The 18,905-nt window shown below is 66.9% G+C and carries 16 protein-coding genes; 2 read left to right on the top strand and 14 right to left on the bottom strand.

What is annotated here, in order from left to right; all coding sequences use genetic code 11:
* Positions 1 to 40: 40 nt before the first annotated feature.
* From ACZ1H8_RS15180 to ACZ1H8_RS15170, 3 genes are all read right to left on the bottom strand, one after another.
* Entirely contained in the window at positions 41 to 1,519 is a 1,479-nt protein-coding gene (locus ACZ1H8_RS15180; RefSeq protein WP_465178017.1) for a circularly permuted type 2 ATP-grasp protein, read from the bottom strand.
* 342 nt (positions 1,520 to 1,861) lie between these two features.
* Positions 1,862 to 2,491, bottom strand: coding sequence for a thioredoxin family protein (locus tag ACZ1H8_RS15175; protein WP_465178016.1), 630 nt, complete (start codon positions 2,489 to 2,491; stop codon positions 1,862 to 1,864).
* Between the two features lie 32 nt (positions 2,492 to 2,523).
* Positions 2,524 to 4,569, bottom strand: coding sequence for a protein-disulfide reductase DsbD family protein (locus tag ACZ1H8_RS15170; protein WP_465178015.1), 2,046 nt, complete (start codon positions 4,567 to 4,569; stop codon positions 2,524 to 2,526).
* Positions 4,570 to 4,647: 78 nt separating this feature from the next.
* Between ACZ1H8_RS15170 and ACZ1H8_RS15165 the strand changes: the two genes are divergently transcribed.
* Entirely contained in the window at positions 4,648 to 6,330 is a 1,683-nt protein-coding gene (locus tag ACZ1H8_RS15165; RefSeq protein ID WP_465178014.1) for an alkaline phosphatase family protein, read from the top strand.
* Between the two features lie 44 nt (positions 6,331 to 6,374).
* Here ACZ1H8_RS15165 and mmsB read toward each other — a convergent pair whose 3' ends face one another.
* From mmsB to ACZ1H8_RS15140, 5 genes are all read right to left on the bottom strand, one after another.
* Complete coding sequence (gene mmsB / locus ACZ1H8_RS15160) at positions 6,375 to 7,265, bottom strand: 3-hydroxyisobutyrate dehydrogenase (protein ID WP_465178013.1); 891 nt, start codon at positions 7,263 to 7,265, stop codon at positions 6,375 to 6,377.
* Between the two features lie 55 nt (positions 7,266 to 7,320).
* Positions 7,321 to 8,094, bottom strand: coding sequence for an enoyl-CoA hydratase (locus tag ACZ1H8_RS15155; protein ID WP_465178012.1), 774 nt, complete (start codon positions 8,092 to 8,094; stop codon positions 7,321 to 7,323).
* 70 nt (positions 8,095 to 8,164) lie between these two features.
* Entirely contained in the window at positions 8,165 to 9,205 is a 1,041-nt protein-coding gene (locus ACZ1H8_RS15150) for an enoyl-CoA hydratase/isomerase family protein (RefSeq protein WP_465178011.1), read from the bottom strand.
* 274 nt (positions 9,206 to 9,479) lie between these two features.
* The gene (locus ACZ1H8_RS15145; protein WP_465178010.1) at positions 9,480 to 10,625 is read right to left on the bottom strand and encodes an acyl-CoA dehydrogenase family protein; all 1,146 of its coding nucleotides are present in this window, start codon (positions 10,623 to 10,625) and stop codon (positions 9,480 to 9,482) included.
* Between the two features lie 159 nt (positions 10,626 to 10,784).
* A complete protein-coding gene (locus ACZ1H8_RS15140; protein ID WP_465178009.1) occupies positions 10,785 to 12,281 on the bottom strand; it encodes a CoA-acylating methylmalonate-semialdehyde dehydrogenase in 1,497 nt (498 codons plus the stop codon).
* A gap of 103 nt (positions 12,282 to 12,384) precedes the next feature.
* On the opposite strand from ACZ1H8_RS15140, the gene ACZ1H8_RS15135 reads away from it, so the two are divergent.
* Entirely contained in the window at positions 12,385 to 13,275 is an 891-nt protein-coding gene (locus ACZ1H8_RS15135) for a LysR family transcriptional regulator (protein ID WP_465178008.1), read from the top strand.
* A gap of 144 nt (positions 13,276 to 13,419) precedes the next feature.
* Here the strand turns inward: ACZ1H8_RS15135 and ACZ1H8_RS15130 are convergent, their stop codons facing one another.
* The 6 genes from ACZ1H8_RS15130 to ACZ1H8_RS15105 all read right to left on the bottom strand — a co-directional run bounded on the left by ACZ1H8_RS15130 (position 13,420) and on the right by ACZ1H8_RS15105 (position 18,904).
* Positions 13,420 to 14,034 carry a hypothetical protein gene (locus tag ACZ1H8_RS15130; protein WP_465178007.1) on the bottom strand — a complete coding sequence of 205 codons (615 nt, stop codon included), beginning with the start codon at positions 14,032 to 14,034 and terminating at the stop codon, positions 13,420 to 13,422.
* A complete protein-coding gene (locus ACZ1H8_RS15125) occupies positions 14,031 to 15,194 on the bottom strand; it encodes a M48 family metallopeptidase (RefSeq protein WP_465178005.1) in 1,164 nt (387 codons plus the stop codon). The genes ACZ1H8_RS15130 and ACZ1H8_RS15125 overlap by 4 nt, the downstream gene beginning before the upstream one ends.
* 1 nt (position 15,195) lies before the next feature.
* Positions 15,196 to 15,933, bottom strand: a complete 738-nt coding sequence (locus ACZ1H8_RS15120) for a hypothetical protein (protein ID WP_465178004.1) — start codon at positions 15,931 to 15,933, stop codon at positions 15,196 to 15,198.
* Between the two features lie 98 nt (positions 15,934 to 16,031).
* A complete protein-coding gene (locus ACZ1H8_RS15115; protein ID WP_465178003.1) occupies positions 16,032 to 16,832 on the bottom strand; it encodes a hypothetical protein in 801 nt (266 codons plus the stop codon).
* A 411-nt stretch (positions 16,833 to 17,243) separates the two neighbouring features.
* Complete coding sequence (gatB, locus tag ACZ1H8_RS15110; RefSeq protein ID WP_465178002.1) at positions 17,244 to 18,746, bottom strand: Asp-tRNA(Asn)/Glu-tRNA(Gln) amidotransferase subunit GatB; 1,503 nt, start codon at positions 18,744 to 18,746, stop codon at positions 17,244 to 17,246.
* Positions 18,743 to 18,904, bottom strand: coding sequence for a hypothetical protein (locus tag ACZ1H8_RS15105; RefSeq protein ID WP_465178001.1), 162 nt, complete (start codon positions 18,902 to 18,904; stop codon positions 18,743 to 18,745). Before ACZ1H8_RS15105 ends, gatB begins: the two co-directional genes overlap by 4 nt.
* Position 18,905 lies beyond the last annotated feature (1 nt).

Here is an 18,905-nt window from a genome sequence, read left to right as displayed (position 1 = left end):
GTTCCCCTCTCCCTCCGGGAGAGGATTTGGGTGGTGCGCATCACAGGCTTTGCTCCTGCGACTGGCGTTGGGATCGGCCGCTGCCGGCGTCGGGGAGCAGGACGAAGCTGTCCTTGGTGCCGCCGCCCTGGCTGGAATTGACCACCAGCGAGCCTTCGCGCAGCGCGACGCGGGTCAGGCCGCCGGGGACGACGCGGACCCCGTCGCTGCCGGTCAGGACGAAGGGGCGGAAATCGACATGGCGCGGCGCCAGTCCGGCCTCGACCACCGTCGGCACCGTGGACAGCGCCAGCGTCGGCTGGGCGATGTAGCGATGCGGCTCGGCGATCAGCGCGGCGCGGAACTCCTCGACCTGTGCCTTGGTGGCGGTCGGGCCGACCAGCATGCCGTAGCCGCCCGATCCGTCGACCAGCTTCACCACCAGTTCGGGGAGGTGATCGAGGACATATTTCAGCGCCTGCGGCTCGCGGCAGCGCCAGGTTTCGACATTGGGCAGCTTCGCCTCGCCGCCCGAATAGAAGCGGACGATCTCGGGCATGTAGCTGTAGATCGCCTTGTCGTCGGCGATGCCGTTGCCGGGCGCATTGATCAGCGCGACATTGCCGGCGCGGTAGGCGGCGATCAGCCCGGGGACGCCCAGCATCGAGTCCGGGCGGAAGGCGAGCGGATCGAGATAATCGTCGTCGATCCGGCGATAGATGACATCGACCCGGACGCGGCCGGCGATGGTGCGCATATAGACGATGTCGTCATCGACCACGAGGTCCGCCGCCTCGACCAGCTCCACGCCCATCGAGTCCGCCAGGAAGCTGTGCTCATAATAGGCCGAGTTGAAATGCCCCGGAGTCAGCACGACGCATACCGGCTTGGCATTGCCGCCGCCCGGCGCGACCGATCGCATCGTCTGGAGCAGCATGTCGGGATAGCTGTCGACCGGCGCGACGCGGAAATCGCGGAACAGTTCGGGGCACAGGCGGATCATCGCCTCGCGATTTTCGAGCATGTACGACACGCCGGAGGGGGTGCGGGCATTGTCCTCGAGCACGAAGAACTGGTCGGGACCGGTGCGGACCAGGTCGATGCCGCAGATATGCGCCCAGACGCCGTGCGGCGGGCGGATGCCGTCGACCTCGGGCCGGAACTGATCGTTGAGATAGACGAGTTCCTCCGGGATCACGCCTTCCTTCAGGATGCGGCGTTCGCCGTAGATATCCTCGAGAAACGCGTTGATCGCCTCGACCCGTTGTTCGAGCCCTTCGGACAGGCGCGTCCATTCGTCGTGGAGGAAGACGCGCGGGACGATATCGAACGGGATGATCCGTTCCGCCGCATCATTGTCGCCATAGACGGCGAAGGTGATGCCGAGCTGTCGGAAGGTCGCCTCGGCCGATTGCTGGCGGCGCTGGAGTTCGGACGCAGGCGTGTCGGCGATCCACTGCGACAGGGACGCGAATTCGGCACGCGGCGCCTCCGGCCCGCCATGCCCCCAGATTTCGTCGAACGCCCCGCCTGTCGCCATTCATCCCCCAAGCGCCGGTATGACCGATAGGTTCCATGCTGCAATGCTTTGCTGCGGCGCACAAGGGGCATCGGGTGGCAGGTGTGTTCGGGGGATGAGGTGGACGACGTTCTACTGATGGGTCGTGAGGCGGGCACATTCAGACTTTTCGCGCGGATCTATCGCAACTCCCGCGTTCCGGCGAAGGCCGGAACCCAGTTGCGAAAACCTGCCAGTTCTCGCGAAACTTCGCGATCACAGTAGCTGGGCTCCGCCCTTCGCCGGAGCACGGAGCGAGCCTGACCAATCGATTCCGTGCCGGGAAAGGATAGGCTCGTTTAGGGGTTAGCTCAGATCGAACCGCTACCCCGCATATTTGACCGAGCAACCATAGGGGCGCGTGTCGGGGACGGAGACGGGCTTGCCTGCCTTGAGCTCGCCGAGCGCGGCCAGGACGTGATTGCGGGCGGCGGGGATGTCCGCGGTGTCGGCGGTGGGCTTGTCGTCGATGCCGCCGCGATAGACGAGCCGGCCCGTCTTATCGATGATGTACATGTGCGGCGTTGTCTTCGCGCCGTACGCCTTGCCGACCAGGCCGAGCGGGTCGAGCAGATAATGGGCGGGCTTCGCCTTTTCGGCGGTCACGAAAGCCTGGGCCTGCCTGCCGTCCATATGGCCCTGCTGCCCGGCGGCGCCCGAATTGATCGTCAGCCACACGACGCCGTCGGCGGCAGCCGCGGCCTGGGTCTTCTGCATGTTGCCGCTGCTGTATTGCTTCTTCACGAAGGGGCAGCCGGGGTTGTTCCATTCGAGGACGACCGTCTTGCCCTTGAAGTCGTGCAGCCACACGATCTTCCCGCTGGCGTCGCGCGCACTGAAGTCGGTTGCGGGCGCGCCGATTGCGGGCTCGGCCGGACGCGCGACGGGAGCGGCAGCGGTGAGGGACAGGGTGGCGGCGGCCGCAGCCGCGCCGGCGAAGATCCACGTCTTCATCGCAGTCTCCTTCTCCTTCACCCCCCGGGTGATCATTTGCCCGCGGCCAGGTCCCCCAGCATCGACTGGGTCAGGATCTGCGGCAGGACCTGCGGCGCCGGCTGACCCGGCTTGTACCACAGATAGAGCGGCACGCCTGCACGGTTATGTTTTTCGATGAACCGGCCCAGCGTCGCATCGCCATCGGTCCAGTCGCCGACCAGCACCGCGACCTTGCCGTCGGCCAGTGCCTTGGCGGTCGCCTCGGTCTCGATCACCCCCTTCTCGTTGACCTTGCAGGTCAGGCACCAGTCGGCGGTGAAATAGGCGAAGACAGGGCGGCCCTGCGCGGTGAGTTCGGCAAGGCGGGCTTCGCTGAACGGTTCGGCGCCGGCCAGCGCCACCTTAGCGCCTGCAGTCGCCGTTGCCGGGCGGACGACTGCGACCGCTGCCAGCGCGACCAGCAGGAAGGGCAGTGCGATCCAGGCCGAGCGCCCCCTGGCCTGGCGCGCGCCGCCCCACCACAGGCCGAGCGCGAGCAGCAGCGCGGCGGCGAGGCCGAGGGTCATGCCGTCGACACCCGCCTGGCGCCCCAAGACCCAGGCGAGCGCGAGTGCGGTCAGGAACATCGGCACAGACAGGATGCGGCGGAACGTCTCCATCCACGCGCCGGGCCGGGGGAGCCTGCGCCGCAGCGCCGGCACGAAGCCGAGCAGCAGGAAGGGCAGCGCAATGCCCAACCCCAGCCCGCCGAAGATCGCCAGAGCCGCCGGCCAGGGCAGGATCAGCGCCGCCCCCAGCGCCGCGCCCATGAACGGGCCGGTGCACGGCGTCGCGACAAACGCGGCGAGCGCACCGGTCAGGAAGGCGCCGCCGGTGCCCCGTCCCGCCAGCCGGTTGATCGCGCTGGGCGCCAGCATCTCGAACAGGCCCGCCAGGTTGAGCGCGATTCCGGTGACGAGCAGCAGCAGGAACAGGATCACGCGCGGATCCTGAAGCTGGAACGCCCAGCCGAGCGTGGCGCCGCCAGCGCGCAGGGCAAGCAGCAGCCCGCCAAGCGCCAGGCAGACCAGCACCACGCCGGCAGTATAGGCAAGCGCCTCACCGCGAGGATTGCTGCCCTCCTCATTCGCCTTGGCCAGGCTGAGCGCCTTGAGGCTGAGGATCGGAAAGACGCACGGCATGATGTTGAGGATCAGTCCGCCCAGGACCGCGCCGGCAAAGGCGATCAGCGCGGTCCACCAGAGGCCCCCGCCGTCGCCCGCCGCAGCCGCGCCCTGTGACGCGGGCGCGACCGTACCGGGCACGGCGGTGAGCGCCAGGCCGCGGTCCTTGCCGACCGCCAATACGCCCTCGATCGTGCCGGGCGATCCCTTGGCTTTGGTCTCGATCACCAGCCGGTCGCCATCGCGAGCAACCGCCTGGGGTGCGGCATAGTCGATCGCGCCGTCGGTGATCGGGTAGAAATAGACTTCGCTTGCCGCCGCACCGGCGGGATAGGGGACGGCCAGGCGGAACGCGCCGCCCGCGACCTGATACGTTGCCTGCGAGCCCAGCGGGCGGGGCAGCTTCGCGCGGTAGCCGTCGAATTGCGCACGGCGCTCCGCGGTCACCGCGCCGTCGCCGACCTTCAGCATCGTCGACAGCGTGGCCTTTTCGGGCACGCAGATCTTGTCGGTGCAGACGAGATAGGCGAGGTCGACCTTCACCGGCAGGTCGGTGCCCGGCGCAAGACCAGTGGGCAGCTTCAGCGTGACCAGGGTCGCGAAGGGATGCTCATAGACATAGTTCATCAGCCCGGCGATCACGAGCCGTTCGGGCACCGGATAGCGGATCGCGCCGGCGGTCGCTCCCGCCGGAAGCGTCCATGTCGCCTTGGGCGGGATGCCGGCATCGCCCGGGTTCTGCCAATAGGCGTGCCAGGTCGGTTCGGGCGTCGAGACGAAGGCGAGCATGACCTCGCTCCCCGGCGCGGGAGTAGCGGTTTCGGGCACCAGTTCCATGCGGACATGCGGGCCGTCGCCAGGCGCCTGGGCGAGCGCCGGCCCGGCGAACAGCAGCGCCGCGAGAGTCATCAGCCAGAAACGCAAATACGCCATCGCCCGTCCTTGCCGTGGGGGTGCCCCTCCCCATAGCAAAGTGCAACCCAGTTTGAAGCCGCCGGAGTCCCGCGTCCCATGAAGTTGTTCCAGTCGACCGCCATTGCCCTTGCGCTGATCGCCGCAGCGCCGGTCGCCGCCCAGCAGTCCGCCACCACCCCTGCCCCGGCCGCGCCCGCAACAGCGACGGCAACGGTATCGATGGAGACGCCGCCCAAGCTGATCGTGATGATCTCGGTCGACCAGTTTTCCGCCGACCTGTTCGCCGAATATCGCGCGCAGTTCACCGGTGGCCTGGCGCGGCTAGAGAGCGGCGTGGTGTTCCCCTCGGGCTATCAGAGCCATGCCGCGACCGAGACCTGTCCCGGCCATTCGACGATCCTGACCGGTGCGAGACCCTATCGCACCGGCATCATCGCCAACGACTGGACCGACTTCAGCGTCGCGCGCGCCGACAAGACGATCTATTGCGCCGAGGATCCGAGCGTGCCGGGCAGCAGTTCGAAGGATTACACCGTCTCCGACAAGCATCTGAAGGTGTCGACGCTGGGCGAGTGGATGAAGCTGGCCAATCCGGCGAGCCGGGTCGTGTCGGTCGCGGGCAAGGACCGCGCCGCGGTGATGATGGGCGGGCACAAGATCGACGAGCTCTGGTACTTCTGGGACAAGAGCCGCAGCTTCCAGTCCTATGCCGGGCGACAGGCGCCGGCGCGGGTCAACCAGATGAACGCGCTGGTGACCGAGCGGCTGGCGCAGCCGCGGGAGGGGATGACGCTGCCCGCCTTCTGCAAGCCGCGCCAGCAGGCGTTCAACCTGGGCACCGTGACGGTCGGGGCCGGCACGTTCGAGCGCAAGGCAGGCGATCTGCGCGGGTTCAAGGCGTCGCCCGAGTTCGACGATGCGGTGGTGACGCTGGCCGGCGGGCTGGCGATCGACATGAAGCTGGGCCAGGGCGCGGCGCCCGACCTGTTGATCGTCGGCGCGTCGGCGACCGACTATATCGGTCACGGGCTGGGCACCGAGGGCAGCGAGATGTGCCTGCAGATGTTCGCGCTGGACCAGAAGCTGGGCGAATTGTTCGCGCTGCTCGACAGCACCGGCGTCGATTATGCGGTGGCGCTGACCGCCGATCATGGCGGCACCGACATTCCCGAGCGCAACCAGGCGCATGGTGCGCCCGAGGCGGCGCGGGTGCAGGCAACGGCGGTCGCCAGCGCGATCGGCAAGCAGGTGCAGACCGCGCTGAAGCTGGAGACGCAGCCGCTGACCGGCGGATCGTTCGGCGATGTCTATATCGACCCCAGGCTGCCGAAGAAGAGCCGCGCGGCGGTCCAGGCGGCGGCGATCAAGGCCTATCGCGCGCATCCGCAGGTGCAGACGGTCTACACCCGCGACGAGATCGCGGCGACGCCGATGCCCAAGGGGCCGCCCGAAACCTGGACCCTGCTGGAGCGGGCGCGCGCCTCCTATGATCCGGCGCGATCGGGCGACCTCTATGTCGTGCTGCATCCGCGCGTCGTGCCGATCGCGACGCCGGGGCCGGGCTATGCCTCGACCCATGGCAGCATCTGGGATTACGACCGGCGCGTGCCGATCCTGTTCTGGCGCAAGGGGATGACCGGGTTCGAGCATCCGCTATCGGTCGAGACGGTCGATATCGCGCCGACGCTGGCCGGGCTACTGCATGTGCCGGTGCCCGTAGAGATCGACGGCCATTGCCTCGACCTGGACGCGAGCGCGGCCTCGACCTGCGCCCGTTAGCCTGACCGAGGGGCGCGGACGCCGCGCCCCTCGCACCCCTGAGATCAGCAGCGCGGCTGGTCGCGCAGGCGGCGGATGATGCCGGAAAAGTCCGAGCCGCCATTGCCCTCGGCGACATAGGCTTCGTAGAGTTCGGCGGCGCGCGCACCCATCGGCGTGGCGGCGTCGGCAAGCCCGGCCGCCTCCATCGCCAGCTTCAGGTCCTTCAGCATCAGTGCGGCGGCGAAACCGCCCTGATAGTCGCGGTCGGCCGGCGTCTCCGGACCGACGCCGGGGACGGGGCAATAGCTGGTCATCGACCAGCTCTGTCCCGACGAGACCGAGGCGATGTCGAAGAAGCGCTGCGGGTCGAGGCCGAGCTTTTCCGCCAGCACGAATGCCTCGCAGGTGGCGATCATCTCAGCGCCGAGCAGCATGTTGTTGCAGATCTTGGCCCCCTGCCCCGCGCCGCTGGCGCCGGCATGGATCACCGCCTTGCCCATATCGGCCAGGAACGGCTCGGCGCGGTTGAACCCCGCTTCGGTGCCGCCGACCATGAAGGTCAGCGTGCCGGCATTGGCCGCCGCGATCCCGCCCGACACCGGGGCATCGACCGCCAGCAGCCCGCGCGCATCGGCCGCCTCCGCGACGCGGCGGGCGGTGGCGACGTCGATCGTCGAACAGTCGATCAGGATCGCGCCGGGCTCCGCATGTTCGACGATGTCGCCGGTATAGACCGTCTCGACATGGCTGCCCGCGGGCAGCATCGTGATCACCGCCTCGGCGCCGGCGATCGCCTCGGCCGCGCTGGCCACCGGCAGGCATCCGGCAGCCTTGGCGCGGTCCAGCGCATCCTGCGACAGGTCGAAGGCGCGGACATCATGCCCCGCCTTGGCCAGGTTCGCGGCCATGCCGCCGCCCATATTGCCGAGCCCGATAAACGCTACGCGTGCCATTGCTTCTCTCTCCTGCAGCGTGCGGGCGTCGCTTCGCCCGCCGCCGATGCCTCGCTTACTTGCCGGTCCAGTTGCCCGGGCGCTTCTCGACAAAGGCGGTCATGCCCTCGCTCTGGTCGGCGGTGCCGAACAGCGCGTGGAACAGCCGCCGCTCGAACGCGACGCCCTGCGCCAGCGTTGTCTCGAACGCGGCGTTGACCATTTCCTTGTTCGCCTTGACCGCCAGCGGCGCCATCGACGCAATCGTCGCGGCGGTCTTCACCGCCTCCTCGACCAGGTCGGCGGCGGGGACGATGCGACTGACCAGCCCGGCGCGCTCGGCTTCCTCGGCGCCCATCATCCGGCCGGTCAGGCACATCTCCATTGCCTTGGCCTTGCCCACCGCGCGGGCGAGCCGCTGCGACCCGCCCATGCCGGGGGTGACCGCCAGCTTGATCTCGGGCTGGCCGAACTTCGCCGTGTCTGCCGCGAGGATGAAATCGCACATCATCGCGACCTCGCAGCCGCCGCCCAGCGCGAAGCCCGAGACCGCGGCGATGATCGGCTTGCGCGTGCGGGTGAACACGTCCCAGCCGGCGAAGAAGTCATGGCCGTACATGTCGGCAAAGCCCTGCGCCTGCATCTCCTTGATGTCGGCGCCGGCGGCAAAAGCCTTTTCGCTGCCGGTTAGTACCGCGCAGCCCTGTGACGAATCGGCGTCGAAGGCGCGCATCGCGCCCAGCAACTCGCTCAGCACCTGGCTGTTGAGCGCATTCAGCGCCTGGGGCCGGTTGAGCGTCACCAGCGTGACCGCGCCGCGCTGTTCGACCAGGATCGTTTCGTAGCTCATCTCTTCCCTTTCCCGGCTGCGGCCGGAGTCGTGTCTCTTGCGGCCGCTGTGCCGCGCGCGACGGTTCGGCTCAAGCCGGCGACCATTCCTCGTCCGCCGGAAGCGGGGCGAAAATCTGATCGATCACATGGTCGCTGACGTCCTCGGGCATGGCCGGGTTCCAGCGCGGGGCATTGTCCTTGTCGAGGATGACCGCACGCACACCCTCGATAAAGTCGTGCCGCTGCACGACATGGGAGCCGACCGCATATTCCTGACGCATTTCGTCCTCGAAGGTCGGCATGGTCCGCCCGTCGAGCAACAGCTTGAGGCTGACCTTCATCGCCTGGGGCGACTTGGTCTTCAGCGTTGCCAGCGTGACCGCCGCAAAGGCCGACCCATCAGCCTCGAGCGCGGCGAAGACGTCCTCGAGCGTATCGGATACGAACAGCCGGTCGATCGCCTCGCGGTGGGCGAGCAGCTTCGCCTCGGGCGGCTCGACCGACAGGTCGCGCAGCGCTGCCTCGATCTGCTGCGGCTCGCCGGCAATGCGCGACTTGGCATCTTCGAGCGCGGCGGCGGGCAGATAATGGCTCGCCAAGCCCAGCGCGAGGCATTCGGCGCCGTCGATCCGCGCACCGGTGAGCGCCAGATACTGGCCGATCCGCCCGGGCAGGCGCGACAGATACCAGCCGCCGCCGACATCGGGGAACAGGCCGATCCCGGTCTCGGGCATCGCGAACTTCGTATTCTCGGTCGCCACGCGGTATTTCGCCGGCTGGCTGATACCGACGCCGCCGCCCATGGTGATGCCGTCCATGAAGGCGACCACCGGCTTGGCATAGGTGAACAGCAGGTGGTTGAGTCGATATTCGGTATGGAAGAATTCGCGCGCGGCACTGCCGTCGCCCGCCCCGCTCTCCGCGATCATGCGGATGTCGCCCCCGGCGCAGAAGCCGCGCCCCTCGGCATGGTCGATCAGCACCGCCTCGACCGAGAGGTCGGCGCGCCATTCCTGCAGCGCGGCGAGCATGTCGCGGCACATGCCGGTGTTGAGCGCGTGAATCGCCTTGGGCCGATTGAGCCGGATGCGGCCGACCTGGCCTTCGGTCGAGATGAGGACGTCGGTCATGATGCTCCTTGGGACACCGGAATGTGAGACTGGTTTGGAGTATCTCGATAATGTTCGTCACCCCGGCCGAAGTGCCGGGGTCCGCTCGTCCTCCATCCTGCGCTCCCGGCTGATGCGCGGCAGGCGCCCGGGGAGCGGGTATCGGCGAGGCGGTGCGGCAAGCGCTCACCTCCGGGATGTGCCGCACGGTGGACCCCGGCACTCCGGCCGGGGTGACGGGTGGGGGTTTCCACCGAAGCCTCGCCGCCTCGAGCGAGATGACCGGCGCCGTTGCTCACTGGCGCGTCAGGTCGCGGCCGATGATCATGCGCATCACCTGGTTGGTGCCTTCCAGGATCGAGTGGACGCGCAGGTCGCGCCAGAAGCGCTCGATCGGATAGTCCATCAGATAGCCATAGCCGCCATGAAGCTGCAGCGCGCGATCGGCCACCGCGCTGCCGGTGTCTGTGGCGAAACGTTTGGCCATCGCGGCGAAGCGGGTCTTGTCGGGGGCGCCTTCGGTCACCTTGGCAGCGGCGAGGTAGAGCAGCGCACGGGCTGCCTCCAGCTCGGTCGCCATGTCGGCCAAAGTAAACTGGGTGTTCTGGAACTCGGCGACGGCGCGGCCGAATTGCTGGCGGTCCTTGGTATAGGCGATCGCCTCGTCGAGGCAGCGTTGCGCCCCGCCCAGCGAGCAGGCGCCGATGTTGAGGCGGCCGCCGTCGAGGCCCATCATCGCGATGCGGAAGCCCTCGCCCTCGGCGCCGACCAGATTCTCCACCGGCACGCGGACGCCGTCGAAATTGACCTGGGCGGTCGGCTGCGAGTGCCAGCCGAGCTTGCGTTCCTGCGCGCCGAAGCTGACGCCGGGCATGTCCTTCTCGATCACGAGGCACGAGATGCCCTTGGGCCCCTCCTCGCCGGTGCGGACCATGCAGACATAGAGCTCGTTCTCGCCGCCGCCCGAGATGAACTGCTTCGATCCGGTGACAACATAATGATCGCCGTCGCGCACCGCGCGCGTCTTCAGCGCCGCGGCGTCGGAGCCCGAGCTCGGCTCGGTCAGGCAATAGCTGGCCAGCCAGTCCATCACCGTCAGCTTGGGCAGATACTTGTCCTTCAGCGCCTGCGACCCGAAATGGTCGATCATCCAGGCGGCCATGTTGTGGATCGAGATGAAGGCGCTGGTCGACGGACAGCCATAGGCCATCGCCTCCATGATCAGCGCCGATTCGAGCCGGCCGAGACCGATGCCGCCGCTTTCCTCCGACACATAGATCGCGCCGAAGCCGAGTTCGGCCGCCGCCTTCACCGTATCGCGCGGGAAGATATGCTTCTCGTCCCACTCCGCGGCGTGCGGGATGATCGCGTCGGCAGTGAACTGGCGCGCCAGCTCCTGGATCGTGCGCTGTTCGTCGGTCAGGTCGAACTGGGTGGTCATGCGGCTTTCTCGTGAAGGACGGTCATCGGGACAGGGGCTCAGCGCATGGCGGCGGCGACGCGTTCCCGCGGCGCACGATACGACACGGCCCCGCATCCCCTGACGGAGACGCGAGGCCGGATATCGTTCGAACGGATCGCCAAGGCGCGGTCCCCGGCGTCAGCCCATGGTCGGGATGATGAAGGCGCTGTCGCCCGCGCCGCCATCGGGCCAGCGCTGGGTGATGGTCTTGACCTTGGTCCAGAACTTCACGCCCTCCATGCCGTGCTGGTTGGTGTCGCCATAGGCCGAGCGCTTCCACCCGCCAAAGGTGTGATAGGCGACGGGCACCGGGATCGGCACGTTGATGCCGACCATGCCGACATTCACCCGAGCGGCGAATTCGCGCGCGGCATGGCCGTTGCGCGTGAAGATCGCGACGCCGTTGCCGTACTGGTGATCGCTTGGCAGGCGCAGCGCCTCCTCGAAGTCATTGGCGCGCACGATCTGCAGCACCGGGCCGAAAATCTCTTCCTGATACGCGCTCATCTGCGGCGTGACATGATCGAACAGCGACGGGCCGATGAAGAAGCCCTGCTCATGCCCCTGCAGCGTGAAGCCGCGGCCATCGACCACCAGCTCCGCGCCCTCGTCGACGCCGGTCTGGATCCAGTTCTCGACGCGTGCCTTGTGCGCCGCGTTGACCACCGGGCCGTAATGGGCGTCGGCATCTGTCGACACGCCGACGCGCAGCGCCTCGATCGCCGGGATCAGCTTCTGGCGAAGCGCGACCGCGGTCTTCTCGCCGACCGGCACCACGACCGGAAGCGCCATGCAGCGCTCGCCCGCCGAGCCGAAGGCGGCGCCGGCCAGGTCGGCGACAACCTGGTCGAGATCGGCGTCGGGCATGACGATGCCGTGGTTCTTCGCCCCGCCCATCGCCTGGACGCGCTTTCCGGCGGCGACGCCGCGGCGATAGACATAATGGGCGATGTCGGACGAACCGACGAAGCTGACCGCGCCGATCGCCGGATGATCGAGGATCGCGTCGACCATTTCCTTGTCGCCGTGCACGACCTGAAGAATGCCCTCGGGCAGGCCCGCCTCACGGAACAGCTCGGCCAGCCGCACCGGAACGCTGGGATCGCGCTCGCTGGGCTTGAGAATGAAGGCGTTGCCGCAGGCGATCGCGACGCCCGACATCCATAGCGGGATCATCGCCGGGAAGTTGAACGGAGTGATGCCCGCGCCGATCCCGATCGGCTGGCGCATCGAATAGACGTCGATGCCGGGGCCGGCGCCCTGGGTATATTCGCCCTTGAGCACATGCGGGATGCCGCAGGCGAATTCGATCACCTCCAGCCCGCGCTGGATGTCACCCTTGGCGTCGGCAACGACCTTGCCGTGCTCGGACGAGAGCAGGTGCGCCAGCTCGTCCATGTTCTTCTCGACCAGCGCCTTGAACGCGAACATCACGCGAGCGCGGCGCTGCGGGTTGGTCGCCGCCCAGGCGGGCTGCGCCGCCTGCGCCGCGGCGACCGCAGCGTCGAGATCGGACTGGGTGCCCAGGCGGACCTTCGCCTGGACCTGACCGGTATTGGGATCGAAGATCTCGGACTCGCGCCCGGCACCGGCGCCGCCGGCAGTGCCGGCAATGAAGTGATCGACGATCCGCATGACATGCCTCTCCAAAACTTCGTTGGCGCTGACATTGCATTTGACAGCAATGCAGGCAACTGATGCAAAGTGCAGGTTGAACCTGCAATAACGCAGGCCGTTCATGAACTGGGATGATCTGAAGCTGTTCCTTGCCGTCGCGCGCGCCGGGCGACTGGCCAGCGCCGCCAAGGCGACCGGCCAGGATGCGACGACGGTGTCGCGGCGCATCCGCCGGCTGGAACAGGCGCTGCAGGCGCGACTGTTCGAACATACGCCGTCGGGTCATGTCCTGACCGACCAGGGCGGCGCACTGTTCGAGGCGGCCGAGCGGATGGAGGCGGCGGCGATGGGGATCCAGCGCGATGCCGCCCCCGCCTCGCAACTGGCCGGCGCGATCCGGATCAGCGCATCGGAAGGCTTTGGCAGCCGGATCATCGCGCCGCATGTCGGCGACTTCACCCGCGCGCATCCGCAGGTGCAGATCGACCTGATCGCATCGAGCGGCGTGCTGAACCCGTCGCGGCGCGAGGCCGATATCGCGGTGATGCTGGCCCGGCCCAAGGCGGGGCCGCTGATCGCGCGCAAGCTGACCGACTATGCGCTGGGCCTCTATGCAGCGCCCGACTATCTCGCCGCGTCCCCGCGCCTCGCCAGCCCCGGCGATCTCGCCGCGCATGTGCTGGTCGGCTATGTCCCCGACCAGATCTATGCGCCCGAGCTGCGCTATCTCAGCGAGATCGGATCGCGGCTGGAGGCGACGATCCGCAGCTCGTCGATCAATGCCCAGGCCGAGATGATCGCCGCCGGCACCGGCTGCGGCGTGCTGCCCTGCTTCATCGGCGACGCGGTGCCCGGCCTGGTGCGGGTGCTGCCCGAGATCGGGATCGAGCGCAGCTTCTGGCTGGTGGTGCACCGCGACCTGCGCGGCATAGCCCGGATCGACCGCTTCCTTGCCTGGCTGACGCAGCGGATCGAACAGTTGCGGCCGTTGATGATGGGGCGGGGCAGCTAGACCGGCGAATCCCTTGCGGCTCGAACGGGCCGTGCGATGCGCGTGCCACCCCTCGCGCCAAAGCCCTGCCCCTTCAGCCGTCCGGACGGGTCACGCAGCGACGCGGCCAATCGCCACCTCGCCGCGTGCCAGACACCGCTATTATCAGCTGCCGATCTTGGCGGTTTCGGCGAGCGAGCGGAAGTTCGCCGCGTCCCGATCGAAATAATGAAGCGCCGGCGCTTCGAAGGTCATCATGTAGAGCTTGCCGCCGACCAGCGCAGCGCGGGCTTCTCCCTTGCGACGCAGGCCGTCGGGCTTCACGAAGCTGTAGGTGAAGGCAACGCCGTCAGCTCCGACAAACCGGGCTGGCTTGATCGAATCGATCGTGATCAGCGACGTCTGTTGCGAGACCCGAATGCTGCCTTCCAGGAGCGTGGGGACATCGGTCAACAACATCGTGGGAGAAAAGGTGGGAAGCGGGGCGGTCTTTTTCTGAACGTCCCGGAAGAGCGTCTGTCCGCCGGCCAGCCCGCCATAGAAGGTGATGTCGTTCAGGCCGTCACCATCGAGCGTCCAGCTTTCCGAGCCTTTGACCCGGCGCACGCCCATCCGGTTCCACTCCCGATCGGGGGTCACCATCAGTTTGGATTTGCCCACGGCGACACGCTTGTCCGCTGCTATCAGGCTGTTGCCGGCATGAACGGGCGAAAGCGGAACGACGAGCATCACCGCCAGCAGGGCGGACAGAATCACACGAAAGGACATGTTTTTCCTCATTGCGAAAGCGTTGAGATCATCGCCGCGTCGGATGCATCCGGCCGCAGCGTGAGATAGTGGCGAAGTGCTTCCTTGCCTTCGGCGATGTTCTGCCCACGCAGCAGGGCGAGGCCCATTCCGCGATAGGCGTCGGCGAAGTCGGGCTTCATGGTCATGGCTTGCCGATAGAAATCGGCGGCCGTGACGAAATCACGCGGATTGCCCCGCATGCGATGCAACTCGCCCCTGGCGAACAGCAGCTCGGGGGTCCAACCGACGCCGCCGGCCTGACCCAGAATATAATCCGTGCCGCCGAAATCGTTCAGCTTCAGCTGGTCTTCGATGAACAGCGGCATCCAGGACGCCAGCGCGGCGCGATATGCCTCCGCCGCCTCCTCACCCCTGGCGTCGCCGGCAAGCGTGCGGAGATAGTTCGCGCGCTGAAGGCTGGTGGGATGGCTGGCGAAGAAGGCCACCCGATCATATCGAGGCGCCTTCTGCTTGCGCCCCAGCGCCGAAGCCGAGGCCTCGTCCATCAACCGCTCCCAGATGTCGGCGAAGCAGTTCGGATTATATGGCGAGTTCTGCAGATATTGCAGCGACAGCAGGTCCGCCTCTTCTTCCTGGGCGCGATCAAAGGCGGAGATGGAACCGAGGATCGAGATCTGGGTCGCCGCCGCGTTGATGCCGCCCAGCACCCCGATCCACGCGGCAATATCGAGCGACTGCCGACGCTTCCGATAGGAGGCAAGCGTGTGGCGAAGTTCGAAATGCGCGAACTCATGTCCCAGCACGGCGGCGAGTTCCGCCTCGTCCCGCACGCGAAGAAGGAGCCCGCTCCAGACCTCCATCGCACCATTGGCGCGCATTGTGGCGTTGAAGGTGGCCACGCGCATGACGTAGATCCGGGCGGCGCCGCACCGTTCGGTACCGACCGTGCGGCACAGCACGTCGCGAAGATACGCGTTCAGCTTCTCGTCCTTGATGACGAAGCGTGAATCGCGCTGCGCTCGCTCGTCCTCGTCGGCGAGCATCCACACGCCCCGCTCGTCCAGCGTACGAGGCTCATAGGCGCGGTTGAACGGTCCCAGACCGCCTTTTTGCGCCTGGGCGGTGCCAGCGAACGCTGTGGCAATCCCGAGCCCCAGGACACAGCGGGCCAATAGACGACGGGCGCGCATTTCAGTTCGCCGCGGTTTCGACCACGGGCGGCCGACCCGGAAAATCCTCCAGCAGCTGACCCACGCGCTTGGTCGCGCCTTCCGCGGTCCGGACATCGCCGCCCATCGCCATATCGGCGTTCAGCCAGACCAGCTCTCCCGTCTTGAGATCGACGAGGCCGGCATAACCCTTGTGCTCGCCGGACTTCACCGAGACCGAGGCAAGTGCCATAAACACTTGCAAAACCTTGCGACCCGTCGAACCGATCTGGTCTTCGGTGTAGATGAAAAGCGCATAGTCGCAGCCGGTCTCTGCAGCCAGCTTGCTGACGCCGGGACCCATCGTCCAATCGAAGACACCTGCCCGCTTCTTCGTGGGCAGACGGTTCCCAACGAAGAATTTGTACACGATCACGGACTCCGCGATCACGGTGAAGAGGGCGTTATACTCGGCCAGCAGCATCGCATCATCGCCATAGGCCTCGGGTGCCGTAACGACCTCATTGCCGAGCTTGCCCTGTGCCGCAGTCAGAGCCGCGCCGATATTCTCGCGCGCCTGCGCCGTCCAATCCGCATTCGCGCGGAATGCGCCGCCCGCCGACTGGGCACCGACCGTGATGGTCGGACGGAACAGCAAGATGCGCGCCGATCCTGGCTTGAGGACAAAGCCCTCCTTGATTGCCGACTTCTCCTGCGCGAACGCGGGCGTGGCGACGAGTTGCGCCGCCACGAGCAGCAACGCGATCAAATAGCGAAACATGACATTCCCCCCATTGGCCCCTCCAGCTCCGGCACTCGAGCCGGATCCGATTTCATCAATTAACCTCGGTACTCACGCCGGCCTGTTTCCGGCGCGTATCACTTCGGTGCGTTCGTCGAGATCGACGCCGGTCCCATCGGCCCGGGGCCGACTTCCTCGACTTTGCGTGACTGTTGCTCTTCGCGCTGAGGCGTGATCGGGAAGTCCGGCTCCGGAGTCCCCGGCTTCACCACACGGAACAGAAACGGATAGTCCTCGCCGTACCAGCGCACGATCACGCGAAGTTCCGATCCGGCTTTCAAGCGCAACCGATCGAGGACGATACGGCCTGCATAGCTGTCCCCCGGGTCGACGGTCGTCCGCTGGACGATCTCGTCGCCAAGGCTTTCGATGGTCCGATTCAGGCGATCCTGAACAGCGGACATACCAACTGCCGTTCCGGCGAGCACCACGGCCGCGTCCGCCGCGGCCGTCGGTCGCGAGTAAGTATAGACGCTGCGATAGGTCCCATAGGGGGTCCAAGTCGTGGCCGTGTAGGTATCGCGTTGGGACGCGGCAGCGGTCGCCGCCAGACCACCTGCGACCGCAATACCCACCTGAGCCCAGTTCGAGCGGTTCTCGGCCTGGCGCACAAGGTCATCATAGGACAGGATCGTCGCGATCGCACCGTTGAGGCGCGCATTCACCATGCGGCCATCGAAGTTCGCCGGCGCCTCACCGTCGTTATAGACGGCGACCCCGATCGATATCCGGCCACGATCGAAACGAAGGGGCCGCACCTGCACCATGCCCCGCTGCCCCAGCAACGAAACCGTGGCTGCGCCGCGCTCGTAGCGCACCGAGGCGTCGCCAAGTGGCAATGCCTGGACCACGAACTGGTCGGCAGCCAGCGGCTTCACAGGACCGCTGACAGCGAGCGCTGGCGAGCTCAGCGAGATGCTCGCGAGCAAGGCAACCGATTCTCGAAACATATACCCCCCGACGACCGAGTCCCCACTCGATCGGCCGCTCTATCATAATGACACGATTTCGGGACACAAGTGCGCACGAGTTGCGAGCGATGCGAATACATCCGGTTTGGAAGCATTGTAGCACAGCAGCGGCCAAAGCTTGCGCGGAAATAGCGTTCCATTATCGCTGCGCGTCATGCGGCGCTCGGCGTCTCCTCGATGTTCGCAGCTCACCAAGCCTGCGTTCTTTTTTTGCAGCACCGCGACACGCCCCGAGCCGGCGGACTCTAGCGGTTGAAGACCGGCGGTCAGTTCCGCGAGGTTCCGCGGATTCCAGACCGGCCGAAGCGGCGCCGGGCCTTAGCCCAGCGCCTTCTTCAGCAGTTCATTGACCACTGCCGGATTCGCCTTGCCCGCCATCGCCTTCATCGTCTGGCCGACGAAGAAGCCGAACAGAGCCTCCTTGCCGCCGCGATACTGTTCCAGCTGGTTCGGGTTCTTGGCCAGAACCTCGGCGATCACCGCCTCGATCGCGCCGGTGTCGCTGGTCTGCTTCAGCCCGCGCTCCTCGACGATCTTCTCGGCGCCGTCGCCGGTCTCCAGCATGATCTCGAACACCTGCTTGGCGAGCGGGCCCGACAGCGTGCCGTTGGCGGCAAGCGCGAGGAGTTCGGCGCCCTGCACCGGGCTGACCGGGCTGGTGTCGAGATCCTTGCCGAGGCGGTTGAGCGCGCCGAACAGGTCGGAGATCAGCCAGTTGGCGCTGGCGCGGGCGACTTCCTGCTCGCCCTTGCCCTGGATGCGCGCACCCTCGGCCAGCAGTGCCTCGAACCAGCGGGCGGTGTCGGCATCGGCGGTCAGCACCGCGGCGTTATAGGCGGTCAGGCCCAGATCGCCTTCATAGCGGCGGCGCTTGGCATCGGGCAGTTCGGGCAGGCTGGCGCGGCATTCCTCGAGGAAGCTGTCGTCCAGTTCGAGCGGCAGCAGGTCGGGATCAGGGAAGTAGCGATAGTCGTGCGCATCCTCCTTCGACCGCATCGAGCGCGTCTCGCCCGTGTCCGGATCGAACAGCCGCGTTTCCTGAACGACGCGGCCGCCGCCCTCGATCAGCTCGACCTGGCGCTTCGCCTCGGTCTCGATCGCCTGCATCACGAAGCGCACCGAGTTGACGTTCTTCGTCTCGGTCCGCGTGCCGAACTCGTCGCCGGGCTTGCGCACGCTGACGTTCACGTCGGCGCGCATCGACCCCTGATCCATATTGCCGTCGCACGAGCCGACATAGCGCAGGATCGAGCGCAGCTTGCTGAGATAGGCACCCGCCTCCTGCGGCGAGCGCATGTCGGGACGCGAGACGATCTCCATCAGCGCGACACCCGCGCGGTTGAGATCGACATAGGAGCGGCTCGGATGCTGATCGTGCATCAGCTTGCCGGCATCCTGCTCGACATGGATCCGCTCGATGCCGATCGTCTTGACCTCGGCATCGGGGTTCTTCTCGTCCAGGCTGATGTCCAGCGTCCCCTCACCCACCAGCGGGTGGTAGAGCTGGCTGATCTGATAGCCCTGCGGCAGATCGGCGTAGAAGTAATTCTTGCGATCGAAGCGCGACCATTTGTTGATCACCGCGCCCAGCGCAATGCCGGTGCGGACCGCCTGGCGGATGCACTCCGCGTTCGGCGTCGGCAGCATGCCGGGCATCGCCGCGTCGATCAGGCTGACCTGGCTGTTCGGCTCCGCACCGAACTCGGTCGATGCGCCGGAGAACAGCTTGGCATTGGACGTGACCTGGGCATGGACTTCCAGGCCGATCACGACCTCCCATTCGCCGGTTGCGCCATGGACGCGGTAGGTTGATTCGGTCATCTTCCGCTCTTCTTCATTCGTCTGCGGCGTCCTTGCCGCAATATGGCTTCGCTCGGACCGCCCCGGCCCGTAGGGCGGCGCTTGCCGCGCTTGCCCTTGAACAGCTCGACGATCGCCTCGCCGATCAGCTGGCCGACGATGTCGCCGAGCCAGCTCATC

The organism is Sphingomonas sp. BL-S-25, assembly GCF_055521555.1.
This window is presented reverse-complemented; position numbering and strand designations above follow the sequence as displayed.

What these genes read in the sequence shown, in the direction of transcription:
- ACZ1H8_RS15130 (WP_465178007.1), bottom strand. Translation starts at nt 14,034, where the DNA reads ATGAGGAAAAACATGTCCTTTCGTGTGATTCTGTCCGCCCTGCTGGCG.
- gatB (WP_465178002.1), bottom strand. Translation starts at nt 18,746, where the DNA reads ATGACCGAATCAACCTACCGCGTCCATGGCGCAACCGGCGAATGGGAG.
- ACZ1H8_RS15140 (WP_465178009.1), bottom strand. Translation starts at nt 12,281, where the DNA reads ATGCGGATCGTCGATCACTTCATTGCCGGCACTGCCGGCGGCGCCGGT.
- ACZ1H8_RS15105 (WP_465178001.1), bottom strand. Translation starts at nt 18,904, where the DNA reads ATGAGCTGGCTCGGCGACATCGTCGGCCAGCTGATCGGCGAGGCGATC.
- mmsB (WP_465178013.1), bottom strand. Translation starts at nt 7,265, where the DNA reads ATGGCACGCGTAGCGTTTATCGGGCTCGGCAATATGGGCGGCGGCATG.
- ACZ1H8_RS15175 (WP_465178016.1), bottom strand. Translation starts at nt 2,491, where the DNA reads ATGAAGACGTGGATCTTCGCCGGCGCGGCTGCGGCCGCCGCCACCCTG.
- ACZ1H8_RS15150 (WP_465178011.1), bottom strand. Translation starts at nt 9,205, where the DNA reads ATGACCGACGTCCTCATCTCGACCGAAGGCCAGGTCGGCCGCATCCGG.
- ACZ1H8_RS15170 (WP_465178015.1), bottom strand. Translation starts at nt 4,569, where the DNA reads ATGGCGTATTTGCGTTTCTGGCTGATGACTCTCGCGGCGCTGCTGTTC.
- ACZ1H8_RS15135 (WP_465178008.1), top strand. Translation starts at nt 12,385, where the DNA reads ATGAACTGGGATGATCTGAAGCTGTTCCTTGCCGTCGCGCGCGCCGGG.
- ACZ1H8_RS15155 (WP_465178012.1), bottom strand. Translation starts at nt 8,094, where the DNA reads ATGAGCTACGAAACGATCCTGGTCGAACAGCGCGGCGCGGTCACGCTG.
- ACZ1H8_RS15180 (WP_465178017.1), bottom strand. Translation starts at nt 1,519, where the DNA reads ATGGCGACAGGCGGGGCGTTCGACGAAATCTGGGGGCATGGCGGGCCG.
- ACZ1H8_RS15125 (WP_465178005.1), bottom strand. Translation starts at nt 15,194, where the DNA reads ATGCGCGCCCGTCGTCTATTGGCCCGCTGTGTCCTGGGGCTCGGGATT.
- ACZ1H8_RS15165 (WP_465178014.1), top strand. Translation starts at nt 4,648, where the DNA reads ATGAAGTTGTTCCAGTCGACCGCCATTGCCCTTGCGCTGATCGCCGCA.
- ACZ1H8_RS15120 (WP_465178004.1), bottom strand. Translation starts at nt 15,933, where the DNA reads ATGTTTCGCTATTTGATCGCGTTGCTGCTCGTGGCGGCGCAACTCGTC.
- ACZ1H8_RS15145 (WP_465178010.1), bottom strand. Translation starts at nt 10,625, where the DNA reads ATGACCACCCAGTTCGACCTGACCGACGAACAGCGCACGATCCAGGAG.